Here is a 22,046-nt window from a genome sequence, read left to right as displayed (position 1 = left end):
TATTGCGTTCTTGCTGCATTCCTTTTGCCCTTCCTTTCAATTTTCCTCATGATCCGGATCATCTGGCGTGAAAAAACACCTGCCTCCCAAACTCTCCGGCATCGATCTGCTGCGTCCAGATCCCTGGACACTGGACAAAGCCCAGAACCCTGCCGTCGTTGATTACTACGGCCTTGCCAAGCTGGTCATACATCCTGTTACAATCATCAATAGTTACTTGCTGAAAATTCATACCACCCGCCTCCTGACCCGCGTTCGTTTCAGCCGGAACGCTTTGTATTTTGGAAGATCGATCCGCCAGTGTCCGCCAGGAGTCTGGGTGGCAAATGTCTGGCCCTCACTTCGGCAGTCACACATTAATTCCCAACGTCCGTATCCCATGGCAATCAGCTCTGATGGGCGGAAGATTGTTTTCTCCATATGATCACGCTCCCTTCTTACATCTTTACGCTACGCCCAAATGCATTTGGGCATTGGCCGCCTCAATCAACTCCACCAAATATGTCGGTGCCTCATAACAATCAATCAACTCATGGGCATCTGCGATATACTTCCGTTTCAAGGCTTTGTATGACTTTGGCCGCCCGCTGTCATCATAGATTCCAAACTCCCTTTTGATCTGGTCGTATATATCCCGGTAAACTTTTGCCCGGATTTCGGTGTCCCTATAAGCTTCGGATTGCTTGCCGCCAAGGACCGAAACGCCCTTCCGCTTTACGTGGCTTGACAGTTCGTCAGCCTCCGATCCATACATTGGGATATCGTATTCCAACTTATCCATCCGGGTATCGATCTGCTTGATCTCCCTATCATGGCGGTTAAGTACCTCAACAGATTGTTGGAGGATTTCAAGTTGCGTAAGCGGCTTCTTTGCTTCAAAATAATTGTCAACCAGGTGGTCATACACCTCCCAGGCCTTATCGGTGTTCAAGGATTTTGCGTGCAGAAAAGCTCCCTTTTCTGTCCAGAGATAAATTGCTTTTGCCTTCCAAAAGGAAGAAAAATCATTTTGATTTTTGTTAATAAAGTCTGCTTTTTCTTCCCCGATCAATGCAATAAAGTGTTTTCCTTCTTGGTATCTCTCCTTATTGCGGTTAAAGTTATTCGTTATGATCTGTGCATCAGCCTCATAGGCTTCTGCTAATTGCTGGGTGGTTAGTACCCGGATGTTTCGGTATTCTAATACTTTTATTTCGTCCATGGTTCCTCCTTATATTTACTTTTTATCTGTTATCTCCTATACTTTACTTACAGGCGGTGACGCGCCGAGTACGAAAGAAAGGAGATGTATTTAATGTCTAAAACCAGCAAAGAACTTGCTACTGAAATAGTTATTGCGCAGATTCAGGCCCAATCAGTACTTAAAATGAACCAATTACAAACAGGATCAGCAATCAAATCAGATTCTGTATGTAACCTTCTGGAAAAGTATTACAATACGCTCGAATCCTTGGGTTCCAAAACAGAATAGATATCCAACATACTGTTTGTAATTCCAGCAAGACAATCAGCTTCACAGGTATTAGATTTCTCCGCTAACAGCTCCATCTGCTGGCGGAGAATCTCTTTTTCCGTCATCTTACTAATTTTCTTTTTCATATGCTCACGCTCCTTTCTCCTGTTCCTTGCTGTCTTCTAAAAGTTCTGCTACAGAAATAGATAAGTCCGTTTTATAGGACACATCTTACGCCACCCCGTACTTGATTGCTAATTCTTTTACGATGGCCGTATACCCCTCAATGAGTTTCTTGTCATCTGCAATCACATCGAGGTAATTCAGCTTGTCCCTTTTGGATTTACAGATGCCTTCATCAGCCATCCTTCTACGCTTATTGGTCAATCTCTGCTTCACATTCACTCCCATGCGTTTTTCCAATAACTGGTAAGACTCTGACCTTACATCCTGATAGGACTTATTGTCTCCGCATTCCATTCCTATTTTCCTCAGGATTCTTCCGGTATCATCACGCCATGATGTTGTATCGATAGCTACGACCTCACGGATGCTTTCGATCCGGTTTTCCACATGCTCCAGTTTTTCTGCCTGCCGCCTCTGCTCAATCTCTAGGTTGATCATTACCTGCAACTGCGGGGATAGTTCCTGTGTGGCTAGAGAGGCGGTCTTATATTTCTTTTCCACCTGGATAAAATATCTGCGCACCTGTTTGCCTTTTTCATTGCGCTCAAGCATTGCCATTTCTTTGGCTGTGTCGAGTTTGATGATGTGCTCAGTTTTTGACTGTCCCGAAGGCGCTAAAATTTTAGCGGCTTCAAAATCCTCATTTTCTATAGCTTCGCAGTCTGATATCCGGTTTCTTATCCAATCCCTATATTGGCTTTTTACTCCCAGAACATCATGCAGTTCTGATCCGTATACAACTTTTTCTCCTGTGCTTGTCTCGTATACTGGGACAAGTTCGTTTTCAATTACTTTTAATTCGTTCATGCATCCTCCTTTCTTGAAACGCGTTTTTGTGAATTTAATTCACTATCAGGGGCAAAAAAAATTTTGTCTCTTTCAATTCTGCTAAGACCTAATACCCTCGATAATGCACAAATTTCTGAACCCTTAAAATCACCAGTTTTCATACGATTATAAAATGTTTCTCGTAGAATTCCAGCTTTTTCAGCAACAAAAGTCACTGAAAGTCCAGAGTCTTCTATGCATTTCTTTAAAGCAATTACATCGGTCATTTCGCACCTCCTTTGTTGATTTACATTCACTATAGCACTGCCGTGAATAATTGTCAACTGTTTTTAACAAAATTGTTGATTTTTTTTCACTTCTATGATATTATCACTTTATCGGAAGGTGGTGTCTGCATGCTTGAATTATATAAAAATATTAAACGGTTGCGAGAAGAAAAAGGAATGTCACAAGATGCGCTAGCTAAACTCACGGGATATACTGATCGTTCCTCTATTACCAAGATAGAAAAGGGCCAAGTTGATTTGCAGCAATCAAAAATAGAATTGTTCGCAAAAGCACTAGGTACTAATCCAGGTGATTTAATGGGATGGACGGAAGAAACCCATTCTATACCCCATAAATCATATACGGACAGTATTTACACTTATGATAATCTCTACCCTATCGAATTGAAGAAATTCCCTCTTTTAGGCGAAATAGCATGTGGAGAACCTATCTTTGCTAGTGAGGACAGGGAGTCATACATATTAGCTGGAACAAACATTAAGGCTGACTTCTGCTTAAAGGCTAAGGGTGATAGCATGATTAACGCTCGAATCTTTGATGGCGATATTGTTTTTATTAGAGAACAGCCTTCCGTCAATGATGGAGAAATCGCCGCTGTCATTATAGAAGATGAGGCAACGTTAAAGAGAACATATTTTAATCGAGAAAATAATACATTGCAGCTTGTAGCGGAAAATCCCGCCTACAGACCATTAATATACACTGGAGAAACTTTAAACACTATTCGGATTTTAGGGAAAGCTGTTGCCTTCCAGAGCGATGTCCGATAATAAAGGAGACAATGCAAATGTTCCAAATCATATATTCCAAAAAGGCAGAAAAGTTTTTAAAGAAACAAGATACGCCCACAAGAAGAAGATTAGTAATAGCCATTGGAAAACTTCCGTTTGAGGGCGATATAAAAAAATTGCAGGGGACAAACGGATACCGACTCCGTGTTGGAAATTTTAGAGTATTATTTGATGTAAACGGAATTATTATAGATATTATAGAAATCGGAAACCGTGGACAAATTTATAAAGGAGTGTGATCACATGTCTAATGTAAAAGAAAGAATTTTAGGTGCCGTCACTGTCATGAGCGAAGAAGACGCAAAAAAGGTTTGGGAACTGATCTGTGCTACCTTCATTCTTAATAATGCAGAAGAGGAAATTCCCGATCCCGAGGAGTTGGAGGCTATGAATGCATACAAGGCCGGAAATCCTGATTATCAACCTTCTATATCTCAATCTGAACTGATAAAAAAACTCGGCTTATAAGTAACACCAATGATGTATTAATTCGTCACTGGCGGTTTGATAAAATTATACCTAAGTAATAAAAGATATCTTACCAAGAGGGCAGGCATATAAACGATTATAGGAGGTATTGATATGAGTAAAGAAATGTTACACGGACTAATTGATATGATTCCAGAATCTGACGCTGAAACAATTTATCATGTACTGCTCAAATTTATTCCTACAGACATTCCGGAAAATGATGAGTTAAAGGCAATTGCATTTGCCGACAGATGCATCCAATCTGAAGGCACTGTATCCATGGATTCCATCAATTGGGACTAGATGGGACACAATTAAATACAAAAATTTTCGCGGAGGCGACGTAATATGTTATTCCCATTAATCAAAATTAAAGACCTAGCGGTTTTGAAAAATCGGCCAGAGCGTGTCGTAGGCACGAATACACATGATTCATTATACATTGACAAGGAGTCCGGGGGGATACAGTATTTAAATCTCCAATGTTGTGAAGGCACGAAAAAATATGGAAATTCTCCGGTCAGTTACCAATTCTCTGGTGAAAACAATGAGTACTCTCCTTATTGTGAAATAACATTTGTTACTTTTGAGCAATTATGTGAGGTATATCTGGAGGAAACCCGTAAAGGCTGTGAAGCAGAAAAAGCTATCCGTAATCTTATTAAGGAAACCATTGCCAAGCATGAACAAATCATAGAAGAATATAATTTTGATGATGACGATAGGTTTAATCACACAGCCGGAATACTTTTATAAAAGAAATCCATATATGTAGTATTATTTTCTTGACAATCGAATATAATATGGGTACAATGAATACGAAAACAAAGCCGTTTACCGGCCGTATAAAAGACAATGTTTTCAGTCAACTGAAAACCGTATTCATTAAGACCCTGCAGAAATGTGGGGTCTTTTACGTTACACAACAAAACCAAGAATATGTTGACAAGACTCGTACATGCCATTATAATGTGGTTAATTAGCGAATGACTGCTGTGCGGTCACAAAAGGGTCTTGGGATTGTGTTCCAGGGCTCTTTTTGTATATTGGTAACCATTTTGCCGAGGTCGGTAATATGGTAAACATAGGTTGTGGGGCAGAAAAAACTTAATGAAAAGAAACAGGAAAAAAGCTTAAATAATAAAAACGGCCTCTGCACCAGCAGAGACCGTTCCCGCAACTCGGACTTTCGCTATTTCGCGATAACCTACTTTACGGATTTTAGCTCGTCCGGTGTTACCAGCACCGAACGGCTTAACATAGATACTACTGCCGGACGCATCCGGGATGTAATATCGCTCCAATCAAGCATATTATACCATCCGACGGGTGCGCCTGGCAAGGGCGTATTTTTTGCGCCCAATTTTAAGGAGGATATTAGTATGCCAAAAAACAAATACAAGCAGCGCCCGGACGGTCGCTATGAAGCAAAAGTGCAGGTAGGGTATAAACCAGATGGCCGGCCAGATCGGATCACAGTATATGCCGATACCAGCGCTGAGCTGGAAAAGAAAGTTCGAAACATGAAATACGAGATCGAACATGGTACATATATTAGTCGGAAAGAAACCACCATGGCGGACTACTCCCGGAAATGGTATCGAACCTACAAAGCCGTAAAAGGCCTAAATACGCGAAAAATGTACGAGAACATAATAGATAAGCATATCGTCCCTGACGTCGGTTATCTCAAGGTATACGAGGTGCAGAAGAGCGATATACAGGGTATGATCAATGATCGGGCAGATCACCGGCGCACATGTGAGCAAATAGTGATGACGGTGAAGCAGATCCTTGACTCGGCAGTCGAGGACCAGCTTATCCTCTCCAACCCATGTGCCAAAATACAGCTGCCAGAACAACAAAAATCGCAGAAACGGGCACTTACTGAAGCTGAAAAGGAAGCCTTGAAAAAAGCAGATTTTACCGATCAGGAACGGGCCTATGTGATGATCGCATACGGGTGCGGACTCCGGAGGGAAGAGATCATTGCCTTGTCTCGCGCGGATATCAATCTGCGGACACGGCTCATAGATATCAACAATGTCGTGGTATTTGATGGGAATAATCCACAATTGGAAAACAGGGCGAAGTCAAAAAGTGGAATCAGATCTGTGGATATACCCACCCTGCTGATACCAACTTTAAAAAATTATCTTAAGACCTGCGGTTTCCAGCTATTTACGAAACGCGATGGCCAGCTCATGACAAAATCCAGCTACGATAAAATGTGGGCATCCATTGTTAAAAAAATGAATGCTGCCGCCGGCGGTGATAATAATCATCAGGTTATATTCGGGCTGACATCACACACATTCCGGCATAACTATTGCACGATGCTATACTATTCTGGTATCAGCATCAAAAAAGCAGTGCAACTCATGGGCCACGCGGACGAAAAGATGATCATGCGGATATACGCTCACCTGGATGAGGAAAAAGAGCGAACAAAAGAAAAAATTGACATGGGTATAGCGCTCTGAAAGGGGCGCTTTTTTGACGACATTTTGACGACAATGGAGGCTCTGACGACAATTTGACGACAATGATTTTATCGAATATATGTTCTATTTGTATGGTATTAAAAAAGCTGTGAACCCGCATACTTACTGTGTTCACAGCCATTTTTCATAAGTGAGGCATCGGGGATTCGAACCCCGGACAACTTGATTAAAAGTCAAGTGCTCTACCAACTGAGCTAATACCCCATATCAATTATCAAATTCAGACAGGCTTACCAGCGAAGGCACAGACCACACACAACTTACAATCTGTAAGCGGCAACCCTGCAAACTGGGCTAGCTGGATTCGAACCAGCGAATGCAGGAGTCAAAGTCCTGTGCCTTACCGCTTGGCGATAGCCCATTAAGGTGGATACAGGGATTCGAACCCTGGGCCTCCAGAGCCACAATCTGGCGCGCTAACCAACTGCGCTATACCCACCACATAGTATATACCATTTGCCAAGTTTGATACTTAACAAAAACGTGCCTGAAGGGATTCGAACCCCCGACCCACGGCTTAGAAGGCCGTTGCTCTATCCAACTGAGCTACAGACACTTATGCAATTTTCGGAAATCTCTTTCCGCGCTGACGAGTCAGCGAAGCAGGTGATGGGAATCGAACCCACGTATCTAGCTTGGAAGGCTAGTGTTCTACCATTGAACTACACCTGCATGTCCTGTTATCGGGGTGACAGGATTCGAACCTGCGACCTCCTGGTCCCAAACCAGGCGCTCTAGCCAAGCTGAGCCACACCCCGCAATGATCATACCTGCGCCCGACCGTGACGCAAGATATATTATATTATATGGTTTTTTATCTGTCAACCATATTTTACAAATTTTTTATTTTAAATAATTTATGGTAAAATGTGCTTCCCCATGGGCATCCAGATCCATGATGACGTAACTGGGACGCCTGCCTTCCTGCCTGGGATAAGACAGGCTTCCGGGATTGACCGCTATGATATCTTTGTCGATATCCACCAACGGCCGGTGGGTATGTCCGAACATCACAATATCCATCCCCCGTCCCCTGGCTTCCTTTTTAATTCCTTCCGCGTCCACCGACACATAATAATAGTGTCCGTGAGTCAGAAGGACCTTATACCGGCCGATCTCGATCTCTTTTTCTTTTTCCAGGTCTGAGAAGAAATCATTGTTCCCGGCGATAATCTCCACCGGGCACCCGGCCTGTTCCGTGATATACTCTTCGCTTCCTTCCGCATCCCCCAGATGGATCAGCAGGTCGATGGGACTCACCTTTTTAATTACCTCCAGTAAATTTCCATTCTGTCTGTGCGTATCGCTTACGATCAGGATCTTTTTCACGCACGATTCCCCCTTATTTTAACAGATCTTTTAATTTTTCTTTCATTTGACGCAATGCTTTTCCCCGGTGACTGCACTCATTCTTCTGTTCCATCGTAAGCTCGCTGCTGGTACAGCCATATTCCGGCAGATAGAAAATAGGATCGTAGCCAAATCCATTGGCCCCCTTTTCCTCATAGCCGATTCTTCCCTCCATGGCCGCCCGGGTGGTAAGGATTGTCCCATCCGGGAACGCCGCCGCAATGACGCAGACAAAACGCGCGGTGCGCTTTTCATCCGGGACGCCGTTCAGACGATCCACGATCATCCTGTTTTTTATATGGTAGGAGGTGTGTTCCCCGGCGTATCTGGCCGAGTAGACCCCGGGCTCTTTGTTCAGATAATCTACTTCCAGGCCGGAATCGTCCGCCAGCACCAGCTGGCCGGTCAGCTGCATAATCGTCCTGGCCTTGATCACCGCGTTTTCCTCGAACGTATCTCCGTCCTCCACGATATCCACATGAATTCCTGCGTCTTTCATGGAAAGAACCGGAATGTTCAGATCTTTCAGTATCTCCCGTATCTCTTTCATTTTTCCTTCATTACCGGTAGCAAAAATAATTTTCTCCATCTTACAGCCCTCGTGCTTTCTTATTCCATGTTGTCCGTATATGCTTTTAAACAAAAATTACATTGATAATTCTCTTCCAGTGAATCCCAGGTACTTCCATATAAACTAATATAGCCTTCTCCGTCCGTCAAGTCAACGTCCATTGTCACATCATCCGCCGGATATTCGATGGCTATGGGGTGAACGGAGTTGGGCGTCTTGATCTTGACCACAACAGCAAACCGTTCGCCGGGGACCAGATCCGCGGGGGCGTCTAACGGAATCGTATAAAATCCCGCGTTGCTGATATACCCGGACTGGATGTATTCCCTTTGGTTCAGGGAATCCGGCCCCTGAAAATCCCGCACTACGGAAATCTCATATTCCGTATCCTTCCCGGTCGCGTAAAATCCCACCGCCTGCAGCCGTTCCGCTCCCTCCGCCTGATAGACATTGGCGAAATAAGCCGTATCGGACCCGTAACCTACCTGTCCGACCCAGCCGCACAGATCGGACTGGTACAGATGGTCATAATTATCCGGCTCTTCCACGGACGTATAGACCACATTGTGCATCCCGATATTAGTATCATAATACGAGACATAAAACACACCGTCGTCTCCAAATTCCTCTCCCCAGCTGTTCTGGCAGATAAACGCGCCGTCGCCTTCCAGCTCGGTGTTAAAATTCTCCTTCGGATAATTGTCGTCCCACCCGATAATCACGATATCGTGGTTCGGTTTCTCTGTCCCTATATAACAGTAAGCGTATTTCTTCTGATTATAATACATGGAACGGCTGGCGGACCCTGTCAGCGAGGTGTAGAGGGACGACTGGACCCCTCCGTATTTGTAGACCGCTTCCTTGATCCGCTGAAAATCCTTTCCCTCTATGATCTGGATCTCCTGTACGTGCTTCACCGCCTTAAGCCCATCCGGCGAGTAGCCGTCCCCATAGGGGTCATCCTCTTCCAATACCGGCCCCTGCCAGGAGCTTAAATAAGCCATCGCCATCGTGTATTCCCCGCCGGAATTCTGATCTGTACAGAAGCTGTTCTTCAGGCTCATATGATCCGGCGAAAACTGCAGATTCTCTTCCGGCAGAATAGAGGAAGCCAGCGCCGTCAGGGACGCAAACGCCCAACAGGTCCCGTATTTTCCCTGATCGATCACCGCGGGCTTGCGCCCTTTATCGCGATAGTCGTAAGTATATGGAATCGAAGGCTCATCCGGCTTCTGATTCACCAGCAGAGCCTGATTGTCCTCTATATCCCACTGATAAGAATAATTCAGTCCGTCGGCCACCTGTTGAAGCGGAACATAATAACTGCCGTTTTGCTCCACCATGGAAGTGGTGACCGGAACCTCGTTCTGATTCCGGTACATGATATCCCCGTTCAGCAAAAACTCCAGCTCTACCGCGTTCTTTTCCACCACCAGCCTATTCCGGTCATAGAGATTCACGGCACAATTAAAGCTGTTGGTAATGGCAGTAACCGGCAGCATCAGATTCTTATCCTGATCCATATACAGTTGTTCATCCCGCAGTTTCATTTCCTTGCTGTCCACGATCAGCGCGATCGGCCTGCTATTGACGCTTCCGGCGATCAGGGGATTCCAGGTTTTCTCGTCCAGATCCGCCTGCCGGTTCGGTTCCACCGCTTCCACGCCCGTAGAAGGTACTGTCTGTACATAGAGCAGCAGCGCGATTATGATCATGAAAAACAGATACGCTTTTTTATGTCTCAATTGATCCCCGCTTCTCTCCTTGGGGGCTTAGGCCCCAGAAACTGGTAATAATATGTTTTTAACATTCCATTATAAATCTTCCGGTTCTTGTCAGCCTTCCTGCCCATATATTTCTCAATGTCTTCGTAGCTGGTGATAATATAGGCAGACCAGGAGTCCAGCCGCTTATATGCCTCTCCGATCTGGGAGTACAGAGCGGGGAGATTCTCTCTGTCTTCAAGTCTTTCCCCATAGGGAGGATTGGTAATCAGAAAACCGTATTTTTTTGGATGGTTCAAAGCGCCGACAGGCCGTTCCTGAAAATGGATCAGATGATCCACTCCGGCTTCCCTGGCGTTCTCCCTGGCTGATTTTACCACCGCCCCGTCGATATCGTAGCCCTGGATATCCACATCGATATCATCTTCGATCAGATCGTTGGCCTCATTTACCGCCTCATACCAGGACTTCTTCGGAATCAGGTTCGTCCAGGCCTCCGCCGTAAAGTTCCGGTTCATCCCGGGAGCGATATTCGCCGCCATCATAGCCGCTTCGATGGGAAATGTCCCGCTTCCACAGAATGGATCCACCAGTATCCTGCTCTTATTCCACGGGGTTAGCATGATCAGCGCGGCAGCCAGGGTTTCTGTCAGAGGCGCCTTACTGGTCAGCTGCCGGTATCCCCGCTTGTGCAGGGAGGTTCCCGAGGTGTCGATTCCCACGCATACCTCATCCTTATATAAAAATACCCGCACCGGATACTCCGCCTGATCTTCCGGGAACCATTCCACATGGTAGGACTGCTTCATCCGCTCTACCATCGCCTTTTTCATGATTGACTGGATATCCGAAGGACTGAACAGCTTACTTTTGATCGAAGACGCCTTCGTAACCCAGAACTTTCCATCCTTGGGAATATAGTTTTCCCATGGGATATTTTTGGTTCCCTGGAACAGCTCTTCAAAGGTTGTAGCCCGAAAGCTGCCGACTTTTAACAGGATCCGCTCCGCTGTTCTGAGAAAGATATTCGCCCTGGGTATAGCGGCCATATCCCCGTAAAATGTAATCCGTCCGTCTTCCACGCAGCTGATCTCATAACCCAGATCCTGCAGTTCCCGTTTTAAAACTGCCTCCAGGCCAAAATGGCAGGGGGCAATCAATTCTATTTTTTCCATATATTCCTCCAAAGGTTCTTCTTTTATACCGCCTTTATCCCATCACACCTTAAGACTCTTTACAATCTCTCCCCCGAACCCTCTGACCGTAAACAAACCGTCTTCCAAAATGCCATAGGTTTGGATATTGCCCTCTTTCGGCAAAGATACGGAGCCGGGGTTTAACAGAACATAATGTTCTCTTTTCTTGGCTTTCCAAACATGCGTATGGCCATGAATAAAGATATCGCCTTCCTTAAGCGGCGGAAGATTGTCCTTATTAAAAATATGTCCATGGCTTGCGTAGATCGTACGGTTTCCCTCCAATATAATACAGTAATCGGCCATAATCGGGAATTCCAGTACCATCTGGTCTACTTCCGCGTCACAGTTTCCTCTGACCGCGCATATGTCGACTTTTACTTCGTTCAGCAGGGAAATGACCTGCTTTGGCGCATAATCCTTCGGCAAATCATTTCTCGGCCCATGATAAAGCAGGTCGCCCAACAGGATCAGGCGATCTGCCTCTTCTTTTTGATAGGCTTCCAGCATCTTTTCGCAAAAATATGCCGAGCCGTGAATATCGGATGCGAACATCAATTTCATCTGTATTTCCTCCAAACTGCTTATCTCTATATTAAAGGTACTTCAAAAACATGTCAATGTTTTCATGCAGTTTCCAGATACCTGCCCCGGTAGGCCAGAATGCCTCCGACCACCGTTTTCACATGATATCCTTCATCCCCCAGATGTTTGGCAGCCATCAGGCTGATCCCGCCTCTTTCGCAGTACAGAATCAGCGTATGGCTGCCGAAGGACCCCTTGTAACGATCCAGTTCTTCATATGGTATGTTATAGGCGCCCCGAATATGCTGACTTCGGAACTCTTCCCTCTCTCGTAAATCTATAATGAAAACTCCGGGCTGGCCGACATAGCGGTCGATATCCTTAGCCGGAATTGTTTCAAAGCCCATACAATCACCTTTCTTCCTTATTATAACATATCATATTCATGGGGACGAACAGCAGTGAATGTTTCTAAATGAGAAAAAGACCTGCCGCAGTATGCTGACCTCTGCGGCAGATCTTTTATCTTTTTTCCTTGTAAGCCTTACAAAAAGCCGCTAATCAATATTAGCAGTTATTGGACTTATCCTGATAGTTGTTTTTGTTCTGGTTCTTATTCTGGTTTTTGTTTTTCTGATTATTTTTGTTCGCATTGGAGCTGCTGTTGTTATAATCATCAGAAACGTTATTGTAGTTGTTGGAGTTGCTGTAGTTGGAGCTGTTGTTGGAGTTGCTGTAGTTGGAGCTGTTGTTGTTGGAGTTGCTGTAGTTAGAGCTGTTGTTGTTGGAATTGCTGTAGTTGGAGCTGTTGTTTGAGTTGTTGTTGGAGTTGTTGGAGCTGGTGTTGTTGTAGTTATTGCTGTTGCTGTTAGAGTAGTTTGAGCTGTTCTTGGAATTGTTCTGATTATTATTTCTTTCCATGATATCTGCCTCCTAAGGGATTAATATATTTACAAACTCTATTATCCCACGGATAAACAGAATTATACGAATTGAACAGAGCTTCCAGAATACGGTATAACCGGATAATTTCGGGAATTTTCGATTTTTTATTGCAAATTGAAAAAGAATATATTATAATCGAATAGTAAAAAAATTTACCCTTCAAAGATTTTTTTACATTTATAACCCCTTATTTAATTATTTATACTCCCCTCATCGAACGGCCTGGTGGCTCCCCCACCAGGCCGTTCACTTTTTCGGATTTCTTCCGTTCTTTCTTACCCCATTCCGGTTTTCAAAGTTTCAGCAGCCGTTCCGCTACGTTAAAATAGATGACCAGAGAACAAGCGTCCACAATGGTGGTAATCAGCGGAGCCGCCATAATGGCGGGATCTGCTTTGACCGACTTCGCTATAATCGGGAGAATGCCGCCGATCGTCTTGGCTACGACAACGGTGGCCAGCAGCGCAAACGCGACGGTTAACGCGATCAGTTCATTACCCGGATACATGATAACCAGCCTTATAAAATTGACCACACTTAAGGCCACCCCCACGATGAAGCTCACCCGCAGCTCTTTCCAGAGCACCTTCAAAAAGTCCGCGGGACGAATCTCTCCGACTGCCATACCACGGATCACCAGCGTACTGCTCTGGCTGCCTGCATTGCCGCCGGTGTCCGTCAGCATGGGAATGAATGTCACCAGAAGGGGCAGGGCGGCAAAAGACGCCTCGTATTTACCCAGAATACCGCCGGTAATCATCCCGGAGACCATCAGAACCAGCAGCCAGACGATCCGGTTCTTCGCCAGTTCAAACACATTGGTCTTCAGGTAAGGCCGCTCCGAAGGCGCCATGGCCGCCATTTTTTCAAAGTCCTCCGTGGCCTCCTCTTCCATAACATCCATGACATCATCCACGGTGACGATACCCACCAGACGGTTTTCATGATCGACCACAGGCATAGATATAAAGTCATAGCGCATCATACGCTGCACGGCCTCTTCCTGATCCTCCGTAGTCCGGGCCGTGATCACATCCCTTTCCATCAGATCGCCAATCACCGTCTCATCCGGGGACAGCAGCAGTTCTTTGACCGTCACCACCCCTTCCAGGCAGCGTCTGCTGTCCGTGACATAGCAGGTATAGATGGATTCCCGGTCCTCTCCGATCCTGCGTATACGGTTGATGGCGTCGCTGACCGTCATGGTTTTCTTCAGATCGATAAACTCGGCTGTCATTATGCTGCCGACGGAATTTTCCGGATAATTCAGAAACTGATTGATCAGGTTCCTGGTCTCCGGCTGGGCGTTTTTCAGCACCCGTTTGACTACATTGGCCGGAAGCTCTTCTAACATATCCACAGCGTCATCCACAAACAGATCTTCCACAATGGCTCCCAGCTCTTCATCCGTGATCGATCTGATGATGATCTGCTGCGTTTCCGGCGGAAGATTGGAGAACACCTCGGCCGCCAGCTCCTTGGGCAGCGTCCGGAAAACGACTGTCGCCTTATCCTGGGGCAGGTTTTCCATAAAGTCGGCGATATCCACTTCGTTCTCTTTTGCCAGCGCCTCTTTTAAGCTCCGGTAATCCCTCATTTCCAGATACCGGTTCAGCAGTTCAAAATCATATTCTTTTTCCATTGGTTCATCCTCCTGTCTTAAGTTTACAGCGAGGAAGCATCCAAACAGACAAAAACCGTATGAAAATACTGCCGCAAAGCAACACTTTCATACGGTGACATTCCTTGCAGGGCAAACTTTCAGCCCGGTTTGGGAAATTCTCTATGCACGCAGAAAAATAAGCGGCATAACGGTATTTCTCTTATCCCACAAGTGTATGTCACTGTCCATTTCGCAACTTCGTCCGCATATGTCCACTTATTTTTCCTCCCTTTTTTATTTTACTAGACTTTTATAGTATGCCAGAATACCGGAGTTGTCAACTCCCTTTCCGCAATTTACCCGATCGGGCGCGGCATCTTTGGCACTCCTTCTCACAGCAGCTCCGGGGTGATTTCGAGTATGTCCGTTACGATTTTATCAGCCGCACGGACATCCTGGCCGAACCTTGCGTCGGCCTTACCTATTACATGCATCCCCGCTCTCTTAGCGGCTGTGATGCCATTGTGGGAATCCTCAATTACGGTGCATTCGCCGGGTGAAACATGAAGTGCTTCGGCGGCTTTCAGAAAGATCTCCGGATCGGGCTTTCCATTTACCACTTCATCCCCGCAGACCAGCGCATAAAAATAAGAAAGGATCTTACATTCGCGAAGCACCTGCACAACAATCTCCCTCCTGGTGGAGGAAGCCAGACCGATCTGATAACCGGACGTCTTCAGATACTCCAGCAGCTCCGGTATTCCTTTGTTCAGGATTTCTTTGTAAGAAAAGGTTACCTTATTTCTGTACAATTGATAAGCCGCCATTAATTCATCCGGTGAAGTCCCGGGATTGAGTTCGGACACTTTGGCCCACATATTTTTCATTGATCCGCCAACGAAGGTCTTCCGGACCTGCGCCGGTACATACAGGCCCTGTTCCTCAAAAAAACCGCCCTCCAGTTCCGCGTAAATCGGTTCGCTGTCTATGATTACTCCGTCCATATCAAATATAACCGCTTTCATATACCGCATTCTCCTTTGCTCTCTTCGAAAAATAGAATAAAAACCAGCCGCCGTAGTCTCGAACTGGTTTTTATTATACTATGCTTATGCAGGCAATAGCCATATTTTTTCATGTTTTTGTTTATCTTTTGTTATGGTACCCACCGTGCTGACACATTCCGTACGGCTGATCCGCTCATGGAGCAGAAGCCTTGGCCTTTCCCGGTAACCGGTGCAGATTTCGAAGATATAACCGCAGACCCAGATAACCGGCAGAGGAATCAGAACGAAATAGAGCAGGCCGTAGCGCAGCGCATATTGATACAGGGCGGGCTTTCTTTCATTTTTTCCGGTAATCCGGATCCGGCAGATCCATTTGCCGGGGGTATAACCGTCCGTTGCCCACGGAATCAGAATAAAGTAACCGGCAATCACGAGCGCATAGATGATACCGGGAACGACAATCAGGGCCGGGAGCAGGAACGGAACCGCGATCATGCACATAATCAGGAGAATCCCGATCAGCAGCCAGTCCAGAAGAAATGCCGCGAATCTCCGGCAGAAGGTTACGGCCCTGCCCTTGAGGTAAGCTCTCTGATCCAATTGCTCCCTGGACGGCAGTAATTTCGCCAGCAGGGGAGCCGCCGCGTAGCCAAGCATACCGCCCCATGTGTTCAGCATCAGATCATCCACATCAAAGAGCCGGTACCCGCGGGGATATATTCCGTACAGCCCACTGAGCTGGGTAAATTCAAAAAACAGGCTCACCAGAAAGCTGATCACTGCCGTTTTTCCCCATCCGCACCGGAAATAATACCGCAGATACATCCCAAGCGGAAGGAACATAACCATATTGCAGATCACCTGCAAAAAACAGTTCTGTGTAAGGGCAGGCAGGTACGTCTTCGGATTCATAACGTCAAGTTTCGTCTCTCTTATAAAATCTCTGACAAACTGAAACGGCAGAAGCTGGACCGTCGGACCGGTCTGTCCGGCAACCGCCTCTATAGACGGCAGGGGCAGGATTACCAGGAAATACATACAGAGCAGATATAACAGGAAAGAATATAAAATAACTGTCCTTAAGAAAGGAATCGCACCATATCTGCGGTATTGATATATCATATAGGGAAATGTCAGGAAAGCGGCCAGCAGCGGGAACACCGCCAGAGCCGTCCGAATCGGAATCCAATAAGCATCCATCAATCACACCACCTTTTCTTGATACCAGAATCATATCAAAAAGGAGAAATGCAATGCCATAATTATGGCTTACATTTCTCCCGTTAAGCTTACACTTTTGTAAGCTGATATCTCATATTCACCGGCCGCCGCTGCCGCGGATAATCCGATAAATAATATAGATAATCAGCAGCGGAACCAGAATCGGAAACAAGAAAGAGATCAGGCCGGTGATCATGGAAATCACCAGAAAAACGGCCAGGATGATGACCACCGCGATCAAGGCTTTTTCAAACCACGGCCGCTTCGGCTTATCATAACGCATATTAAAGCCGTTCCCGTTGAACTCTGCCCGGAACCCTCTGCTGCTATCATCGCCGGTACCGCCGCCGGCTCCCGCAGATTCTTCCTCGTAATAGCCGCTCTGCCGGCCGGCCTGCTGGTAGGAACTCTGTCCTCCCCCGGATGTGTCGATAATCGTGCGGGCAATCAATCTGGGATCTCCCAGTTCTCCCATCACATCCTCTTCGCTTCTGCCTTTTTGTATCTCACCCGAAATATATCCCTCATAATAATTCAAGTTATCTCGTATCACCGCCGGTGATACTTCACCGCTCAACGCGGTCCGCAATCCGTCTAAAAATTCCTGTCTGCCCATGTATTTCCTCCGTGAATTTACATTCGTCTGTTCCTTCACATGCACGGTTTTCTTTTGTAACAAATTCCCTCATACACCCAAATCTCGTGCATCCGTAAAAGGTTTGCATTTCAGGAACATTCTAACATATTATCTGCCGCTTCGTAAATAAAAATCCGCAACCCGGCGCATTTTTCCAATCCAGCGCATTTTTCCAACCCGGCGGATTTTTCTTCCGCGAAGAAAATTTTTACTTGGTAGATAAAACTACTCTTGGCCGTTCCGCCTCTTCCTGATCCCAGGGCAGCACGTCGCCGTCCTCCCTCAAATACTCCAGAATCTGCCAGATTCCCTCGCCGGTATACGCGCTGACCCGGAACACCTCTTCACATCCGGACAGCCTAAGCCAGCTCTCCGCCCGATCCGGATTCGCGTCAGGATGGTCAATCTGCGTAACGATACCGATCACCGGCCTGGCGGAAGAAGCAGTCACGCAGGGCGGAAATAAGGAATACGGTTCCTGTGCCCCGATCAGCAGGCCCACCACATCCGCTTCATACGAATACAGAGCCAGAGCCCTGCCCAGCCGGTTGGTCTCCGCATATTCACCCGGCGTATCGATCACTACATCATAATGATTAATATACTGTGTTTTATGGTAATGAATTTTATCCCCTTTTAAAGCCTGACGCAGCGTTGTCTTTCCACACTCGCTGCGCCCCATAAGAATTATTTTTTTCATATCAAATCATCATTCCTCATTCTTTACGATCACCCTTCGCATACCATCCCCAAACATCAGGTACGCGTAACTTCACAGATAGTAAATCCCAAAGTCTCTTTCAAATAATCAGTAATCGCATGAATCGCCGTCTCTACCTCAGCCACCCTGCCGGTAAAAATAAGCGTTCCGCTGAACCGGTCAATAAACCCCAGATCGATATTCGCCTTTTTCACGGCCAGATCCCCTGCTATCACCGAAATCTCCGCCGGGCTCATGCTCAGAATACCGATAGCGGCTTTCCCATAATCTATACTGGGATCCAGCCCCAGTTTTTTATACACGATCGGATCCGGACTGGCAATCACATGGGCCAGTGTAACCTGTTTTCCCGGAACCAGTTCCTGGACAATCCTTAATTTTTCTTCCCCTGCTATCCGATTCATAAAATCCATACGATCACCTCAAAATTAGATACCTTTATAATACAACATAACCCAACAAAATACAATAAGAATCCAACATTTTTTTGTAAGTTTTAGACGTCTTTTCCATACCGCTTAATTGGCGAACTGGCTCTCATAAAGCTGTGCGTAGAACCCTTTCCTGGCAATCAATTCTTCATGGGTTCCGGTCTCCAGGATGCGGCCGTCTTTCATGACCAGGATGACATCGGCTTCCCGGATCGTAGACAGCCGGTGGGCCACAATAAAGCTGGTGCGGCCTTCCATCATTTGAGCAAAGGCCTGCTGGATTTTAATCTCAGTCCGGGTGTCGATGGATGAGGTTGCTTCGTCCAGGATCAACATGGGCGGCAGGCACAGCATGACTCTGGCGATGCACAGAAGCTGTTTCTGGCCCTGGGACAGGTTGCCGCCGTCCTCTGTGATGACCGTGTCGTAGCCTTCCGGCATGCGCTTGATAAAACTATGCGCATGGGCGGATCTGGCAGCCCGGATGACTTCTTCCCTGGACGCCTGGGGACGCCCGTAGGCGATATTGTCGTGTACGGTGCCGGTTTTCAGCCAGGTCTCCTGCAGGACCATTCCGAAACTTCTTCTCAGGCTGTCACGGGTAATCTGCCGGGCCGGATGTCCGCTTATGAGGATTTCCCCCCGGTCCACATCATAGAAGCGCATGAGAAGATTAATCATGGTGGTTTTACCGCAGCCGGTGGGCCCCACGATAGCGATCCGCTGTCCGGGTTTTACCGACAGATTCAGATTCTCTATGAGCTTCACCTCAGGATTGTAGGAGAAGGATACGTCTCTTAGCTCCACACCGCCGTCCACCTGCCGCAGGGTGAGCGCGCCGGGCGCGTCCGGCTCCTGCGGCGTCTCGTCGATCAGATCGAACACCCTCCGGGCGGAGGCGAACGCATTCTGCAGCTCCGTTACCACGGAGGAGATCTCGTTAAAGGGTTTCGTATATTGATTGGCGTAGCTTAAGAAGCAGGACAGCTGCCCCACCGAGATAAGGCCCCGCATGGCGGTAAACGCGCCAATGATTCCCACTCCCGCATAAACCAGTCCGTTTACAAACCTTGTAGCCGGATTGGTAATGGAGGAGAAAAAGGTGGCCTTTGTACTGCATTCGCGCAGTCTTTCGTTGATTCCGTCAAATGTTTCTCTGGCCCTGTCTTCATATCCGAAGGCCTGAACCACCTTCTGATTGCCAACCATCTCTTCTACCAAAGAAGTGATTTCCCCTCTTGTTTCCGACTGGGCTTTGAACATGCGGTAGGTCCGTTTGGCGATAAAGCTGGCCACAAACAGGGATACCGGCGTGATCAGGACAACCGCCAGGGTAATGGTAATATTGATGGACAGCATGAATCCCAGCGTCCCCAGTATTGTTATCACGCCTGTGAACAGCTGATTAAAGCCCATAAGCAGGCCGTCGGACAGCTGGTCCACATCCGTAATAACACGGCTGATGGTGTCGCCGTAGGGGTGGGAATCCAGATATTTTAGCGGCAGGATCTCCAGCTGATGGAAGGCTCTGGTCCGGATATCTTTTGCCACATAATAGGTCAGCTTATTATTACACAGGTTCATCAGCCATTGGGCGGCGGATGTCAGCAGGACCACGGCCAGAATCTGAATAAGAATGGGCATGATACCGGCAAACCGCACCTGCCCCGGGCCTGCGATCAGGTCCACCACATTTCCGATCAGAATCGGCGCATACAGGGTCAGGGCCACGCTGATCACGGCAAATACGAGGGAGAGAACCAATTGAAACCGATAAGGTCTGATGTGCTGTAAAATCCGCCGGATCGTGTCTTTGCTGTTTGACCGGCTGTTTTTTATTATGCTGTTTTTTATCTTGCTGTTCTTTGCCTTGTTTTTATTTGTCATGCCCCTGCCACCTCCTCTTTCGATAGCTGTGACAGGCAGATTTCCTTATAAACCGGACAGTTGTCCAACAATTCCGCGTGTGTTCCCGCGCCGACCAGTCTGCCGTCGTCCAGGACCAGTATTTGATCCGCCTGGCGCACGGTTGCCACCCGCTGGGATACCAGGAAAACCGTGATTCCGCTGGTCTTTGTGCGGATAGCCTTGCGAAGCTTTGCGTCCGTGGCGTAGTCCAGCGCAGACGCGCTGTCGTCCAGTATTAATATCTCCGGTTTCTTAGCCAGGGCCCGGGCGATGGTCAGGCGCTGCCTCTGCCCGCCGGAGAGGTTCTTTCCTCCCTGGGAGATCCTGGTGTCAAGTCCTTCCGGTTTTGCATCCACGAATTCTCTGGCTTGGGCGATATCCAGCGCCTCGCAGATCTCCTCGTCGGTGGCATCCTCCCTGCCCCAGCGTATATTTTCCCGTATCGTCCCCTTAAAAAGGACAGCCTGCTGAGGTACGATTCCGACCTTGCCGCGCAGGGCGGAGTAGGTATACTCTCTGACATCAATACCGTCTACCAGCACGGTTCCGGCAGCCGCGTCATAGAACCGCGGAATCAGGTTCACCAGCGTGCTCTTACCGGAACCTGTGCCGCCGATAATGCCGATAGTCTCCCCGGCCTTTGCGGAAAAACTGACGCCGCTTAAGGCTTCTTCCTTTGCCCCCTGATAAACTGCCGATACGTTCCGAAACGTTACCTTTCTGTCATCCTTTCTCTCAAATGCCGGATGCACGCTCTCTTCTTTGGTTCCCTCCTGCATAGAAGAGGTCACCGCGAACACCTCGTTTATCCGGATAGCGGATGCGCTGGCCTTCGTCGCCGAGATGATCAGATTCGCCAGAGCCACCAGGGCCAGCAGAATCTGCGTCATATAATTTACAAGCGCGATCACCTCTCCCTGCGTAATCATCCCTTCCTCTACCTGTTTACCGCCAAACCAGAGGATCGCGATAATGGCTAAGTTTACAATCGTATAGGTAAGCGGGTTTTCAAACGCGGAGATCTTACCGGCCAGAAGTTGTATTTTTTGCAGCTGCCGGGTGGTCTCATCAAAATCTTCTATCTCGTCATCTTGCCTTGCAAAGGCGCGCACTACCCTGGCCCCTGTAAGATTTTCTCTGGTCATACGCAGTACCCGGTCCAATTTGTTCTGAACCCGCCGGTATACCGGAATCCCGGCTGCCATCACCGCGTAGATCACGAGCGCCAGCAACGGTACCGCAACGAGGAAAATAACGGTTAAACGCACACTGATGGTAAACGCCATGATTACCGCTCCCACCACAATAAACGGGGAACGCAGAAACAGCCGGAGCAGCAGGTTCACCCCCGCCTGGGCCTGATTGATATCACTGGTTATTCTGGTCACCAGAGTGGAGGTCCCGATCTTATCCAGTTCCGTGTAGGAGAGCCCGTTAATATGGTCGAACATATCCCGGCGCAGTTCGGTGCCAAATCCCATCGCCGCTTTGGCCGCAAAATACTGGGCCGTCAGGGAACAGGTAAGCCCCAGCACACCGAAAAACACAAGCAGACCCCCCATTTTCCAGATATACGGGACGTCTGCGTTCTTAATTCCGATGTCGATCATGCTGGCCATCACTAACGGCACGATCAATTCAAAACAAGCCTCCAACAATTTGAACAGAGGACCGATGATACTCTCCTTTTTATAATTTCTTAAATAGCCTGCAAGTTTAAACATA

The 22,046-nt window shown here is 47.2% G+C and carries 27 protein-coding genes and 6 tRNA genes; 6 read left to right on the top strand and 27 right to left on the bottom strand.

The features are described 5' to 3' along the window. Window positions 1-58: 58 nt before the first annotated feature. The 6 genes from KTH89_RS20240 to KTH89_RS20215 form a co-directional block, all read right to left on the bottom strand. Entirely contained in the window at window positions 59-232 is a 174-nt protein-coding gene (locus KTH89_RS20240) for a hypothetical protein (RefSeq protein WP_238722897.1), read from the bottom strand. Continuing rightward, the gene (locus tag KTH89_RS20235; protein ID WP_238722896.1) at window positions 229-420 is read right to left on the bottom strand and encodes a hypothetical protein; all 192 of its coding nucleotides are present in this window, start codon (window positions 418-420) and stop codon (window positions 229-231) included. The genes KTH89_RS20240 and KTH89_RS20235 overlap by 4 nt, the downstream gene beginning before the upstream one ends. A 25-nt stretch (window positions 421-445) precedes the next feature. Then, window positions 446-1,201, bottom strand: a complete 756-nt coding sequence (locus KTH89_RS20230) for an ORF6C domain-containing protein (RefSeq protein WP_238722895.1) — start codon at window positions 1,199-1,201, stop codon at window positions 446-448. Between the two features lie 230 nt (window positions 1,202-1,431). Continuing rightward, complete coding sequence (locus tag KTH89_RS20225) at window positions 1,432-1,599, bottom strand: hypothetical protein (RefSeq protein WP_238722894.1); 168 nt, start codon at window positions 1,597-1,599, stop codon at window positions 1,432-1,434. An 85-nt stretch (window positions 1,600-1,684) separates the two neighbouring features. Further along, a complete protein-coding gene (locus tag KTH89_RS20220; protein WP_238722893.1) occupies window positions 1,685-2,446 on the bottom strand; it encodes an antA/AntB antirepressor family protein in 762 nt (253 codons plus the stop codon). Continuing rightward, the gene (locus tag KTH89_RS20215; protein WP_158345706.1) at window positions 2,443-2,694 is read right to left on the bottom strand and encodes a hypothetical protein; all 252 of its coding nucleotides are present in this window, start codon (window positions 2,692-2,694) and stop codon (window positions 2,443-2,445) included. The genes KTH89_RS20220 and KTH89_RS20215 overlap by 4 nt, the downstream gene beginning before the upstream one ends. A 129-nt stretch (window positions 2,695-2,823) precedes the next feature. Between KTH89_RS20215 and KTH89_RS20210 the strand changes: the two genes are divergently transcribed. The 6 genes from KTH89_RS20210 (at window position 2,824) to KTH89_RS20185 (ending at window position 6,461) form a co-directional block, all read left to right on the top strand. Continuing rightward, complete coding sequence (locus KTH89_RS20210) at window positions 2,824-3,486, top strand: LexA family protein (protein ID WP_158345705.1); 663 nt, start codon at window positions 2,824-2,826, stop codon at window positions 3,484-3,486. Window positions 3,487-3,503: 17 nt separating this feature from the next. Next, the gene (locus KTH89_RS20205; protein ID WP_158345704.1) at window positions 3,504-3,746 is read left to right on the top strand and encodes a type II toxin-antitoxin system RelE family toxin; all 243 of its coding nucleotides are present in this window, start codon (window positions 3,504-3,506) and stop codon (window positions 3,744-3,746) included. 4 nt (window positions 3,747-3,750) lie between these two features. Continuing rightward, window positions 3,751-3,975: a hypothetical protein gene (locus KTH89_RS20200; RefSeq protein ID WP_158345703.1), complete on the top strand. Its 225-nt coding sequence runs from the start codon at window positions 3,751-3,753 to the stop codon at window positions 3,973-3,975. 114 nt (window positions 3,976-4,089) lie between these two features. After that, window positions 4,090-4,281, top strand: a complete 192-nt coding sequence (locus KTH89_RS20195; protein ID WP_158345702.1) for a hypothetical protein — start codon at window positions 4,090-4,092, stop codon at window positions 4,279-4,281. 45 nt (window positions 4,282-4,326) lie between these two features. Further along, on the top strand, window positions 4,327-4,734 hold the full coding sequence (locus tag KTH89_RS20190; protein ID WP_158345701.1) for a hypothetical protein: 408 nt from the start codon (window positions 4,327-4,329) through the stop codon (window positions 4,732-4,734). Between the two features lie 626 nt (window positions 4,735-5,360). After that, entirely contained in the window at window positions 5,361-6,461 is a 1,101-nt protein-coding gene (locus KTH89_RS20185; protein ID WP_238722892.1) for a tyrosine-type recombinase/integrase, read from the top strand. Between the two features lie 152 nt (window positions 6,462-6,613). Here KTH89_RS20185 and KTH89_RS20180 read toward each other — a convergent pair. The 21 genes from KTH89_RS20180 to KTH89_RS20080 form a co-directional block, all read right to left on the bottom strand. Then, window positions 6,614-6,686: transfer RNA gene (locus tag KTH89_RS20180), tRNA-Lys, on the bottom strand. Window positions 6,687-6,771: 85 nt separating this feature from the next. Further along, window positions 6,772-6,843 (bottom strand) — tRNA-Gln (locus KTH89_RS20175). Window positions 6,844-6,847: 4 nt separating this feature from the next. After that, window positions 6,848-6,921 (bottom strand) — tRNA-His (locus KTH89_RS20170). 43 nt (window positions 6,922-6,964) lie between these two features. Beyond that, window positions 6,965-7,038 (bottom strand) — tRNA-Arg (locus KTH89_RS20165). 45 nt (window positions 7,039-7,083) lie between these two features. Next, window positions 7,084-7,154: transfer RNA gene (locus KTH89_RS20160), tRNA-Gly, on the bottom strand. An 11-nt stretch (window positions 7,155-7,165) separates the two neighbouring features. Then, a tRNA-Pro gene (locus KTH89_RS20155) sits at window positions 7,166-7,240 on the bottom strand. An 85-nt stretch (window positions 7,241-7,325) separates the two neighbouring features. After that, a complete protein-coding gene (locus KTH89_RS20150) occupies window positions 7,326-7,811 on the bottom strand; it encodes a metallophosphoesterase family protein (protein ID WP_158345699.1) in 486 nt (161 codons plus the stop codon). Window positions 7,812-7,824: 13 nt separating this feature from the next. Further along, a complete protein-coding gene (locus KTH89_RS20145; protein ID WP_238722891.1) occupies window positions 7,825-8,421 on the bottom strand; it encodes an XTP/dITP diphosphatase in 597 nt (198 codons plus the stop codon). A 20-nt stretch (window positions 8,422-8,441) separates the two neighbouring features. After that, a complete protein-coding gene (locus tag KTH89_RS20140; protein ID WP_238722890.1) occupies window positions 8,442-10,148 on the bottom strand; it encodes a lectin like domain-containing protein in 1,707 nt (568 codons plus the stop codon). Further along, window positions 10,145-11,302 carry a THUMP domain-containing class I SAM-dependent RNA methyltransferase gene (locus tag KTH89_RS20135; RefSeq protein ID WP_238722889.1) on the bottom strand — a complete coding sequence of 386 codons (1,158 nt, stop codon included), beginning with the start codon at window positions 11,300-11,302 and terminating at the stop codon, window positions 10,145-10,147. Before KTH89_RS20135 ends, KTH89_RS20140 begins: the two co-directional genes overlap by 4 nt. 42 nt (window positions 11,303-11,344) lie before the next feature. Continuing rightward, the gene (yfcE, locus tag KTH89_RS20130) at window positions 11,345-11,887 is read right to left on the bottom strand and encodes a phosphodiesterase (RefSeq protein WP_238722888.1); all 543 of its coding nucleotides are present in this window, start codon (window positions 11,885-11,887) and stop codon (window positions 11,345-11,347) included. 62 nt (window positions 11,888-11,949) lie between these two features. After that, entirely contained in the window at window positions 11,950-12,255 is a 306-nt protein-coding gene (locus KTH89_RS20125) for a rhodanese-like domain-containing protein (RefSeq protein WP_238722887.1), read from the bottom strand. 160 nt (window positions 12,256-12,415) lie between these two features. Further along, the gene (locus KTH89_RS20120) at window positions 12,416-12,769 is read right to left on the bottom strand and encodes a hypothetical protein (RefSeq protein WP_238722886.1); all 354 of its coding nucleotides are present in this window, start codon (window positions 12,767-12,769) and stop codon (window positions 12,416-12,418) included. Window positions 12,770-13,085: 316 nt separating this feature from the next. Continuing rightward, complete coding sequence (gene mgtE, locus KTH89_RS20115) at window positions 13,086-14,435, bottom strand: magnesium transporter (protein WP_238722885.1); 1,350 nt, start codon at window positions 14,433-14,435, stop codon at window positions 13,086-13,088. A 353-nt stretch (window positions 14,436-14,788) separates the two neighbouring features. Continuing rightward, window positions 14,789-15,421, bottom strand: coding sequence for an HAD family hydrolase (locus KTH89_RS20110; protein WP_238722884.1), 633 nt, complete (start codon window positions 15,419-15,421; stop codon window positions 14,789-14,791). Between the two features lie 84 nt (window positions 15,422-15,505). After that, window positions 15,506-16,603, bottom strand: a complete 1,098-nt coding sequence (locus KTH89_RS20105; protein ID WP_238722883.1) for a VanZ family protein — start codon at window positions 16,601-16,603, stop codon at window positions 15,506-15,508. A gap of 118 nt (window positions 16,604-16,721) precedes the next feature. Beyond that, on the bottom strand, window positions 16,722-17,240 hold the full coding sequence (locus KTH89_RS20100) for a DUF1700 domain-containing protein (protein WP_238722882.1): 519 nt from the start codon (window positions 17,238-17,240) through the stop codon (window positions 16,722-16,724). Window positions 17,241-17,469: 229 nt separating this feature from the next. Next, a complete protein-coding gene (locus tag KTH89_RS20095) occupies window positions 17,470-17,961 on the bottom strand; it encodes a EutP/PduV family microcompartment system protein (RefSeq protein WP_158345689.1) in 492 nt (163 codons plus the stop codon). A 56-nt stretch (window positions 17,962-18,017) separates the two neighbouring features. Continuing rightward, complete coding sequence (locus KTH89_RS20090) at window positions 18,018-18,395, bottom strand: BMC domain-containing protein (RefSeq protein WP_158345688.1); 378 nt, start codon at window positions 18,393-18,395, stop codon at window positions 18,018-18,020. Between the two features lie 105 nt (window positions 18,396-18,500). Next, window positions 18,501-20,300, bottom strand: coding sequence for an ABC transporter ATP-binding protein (locus tag KTH89_RS20085; RefSeq protein WP_238722881.1), 1,800 nt, complete (start codon window positions 20,298-20,300; stop codon window positions 18,501-18,503). Further along, window positions 20,297-22,045 carry an ABC transporter ATP-binding protein gene (locus tag KTH89_RS20080; RefSeq protein ID WP_238722880.1) on the bottom strand — a complete coding sequence of 583 codons (1,749 nt, stop codon included), beginning with the start codon at window positions 22,043-22,045 and terminating at the stop codon, window positions 20,297-20,299. Before KTH89_RS20080 ends, KTH89_RS20085 begins: the two co-directional genes overlap by 4 nt. Window position 22,046 lies beyond the last annotated feature (1 nt).

The organism is Diplocloster agilis (genome assembly GCF_019042275.1).
Classification (GTDB): Bacteria; Bacillota; Clostridia; order Lachnospirales; family Lachnospiraceae; genus Diplocloster; species Diplocloster agilis.
The sequence above is the reverse complement of the archived record's forward strand: the minus strand, read 5'-3'. Positions and strand labels throughout refer to the sequence as shown.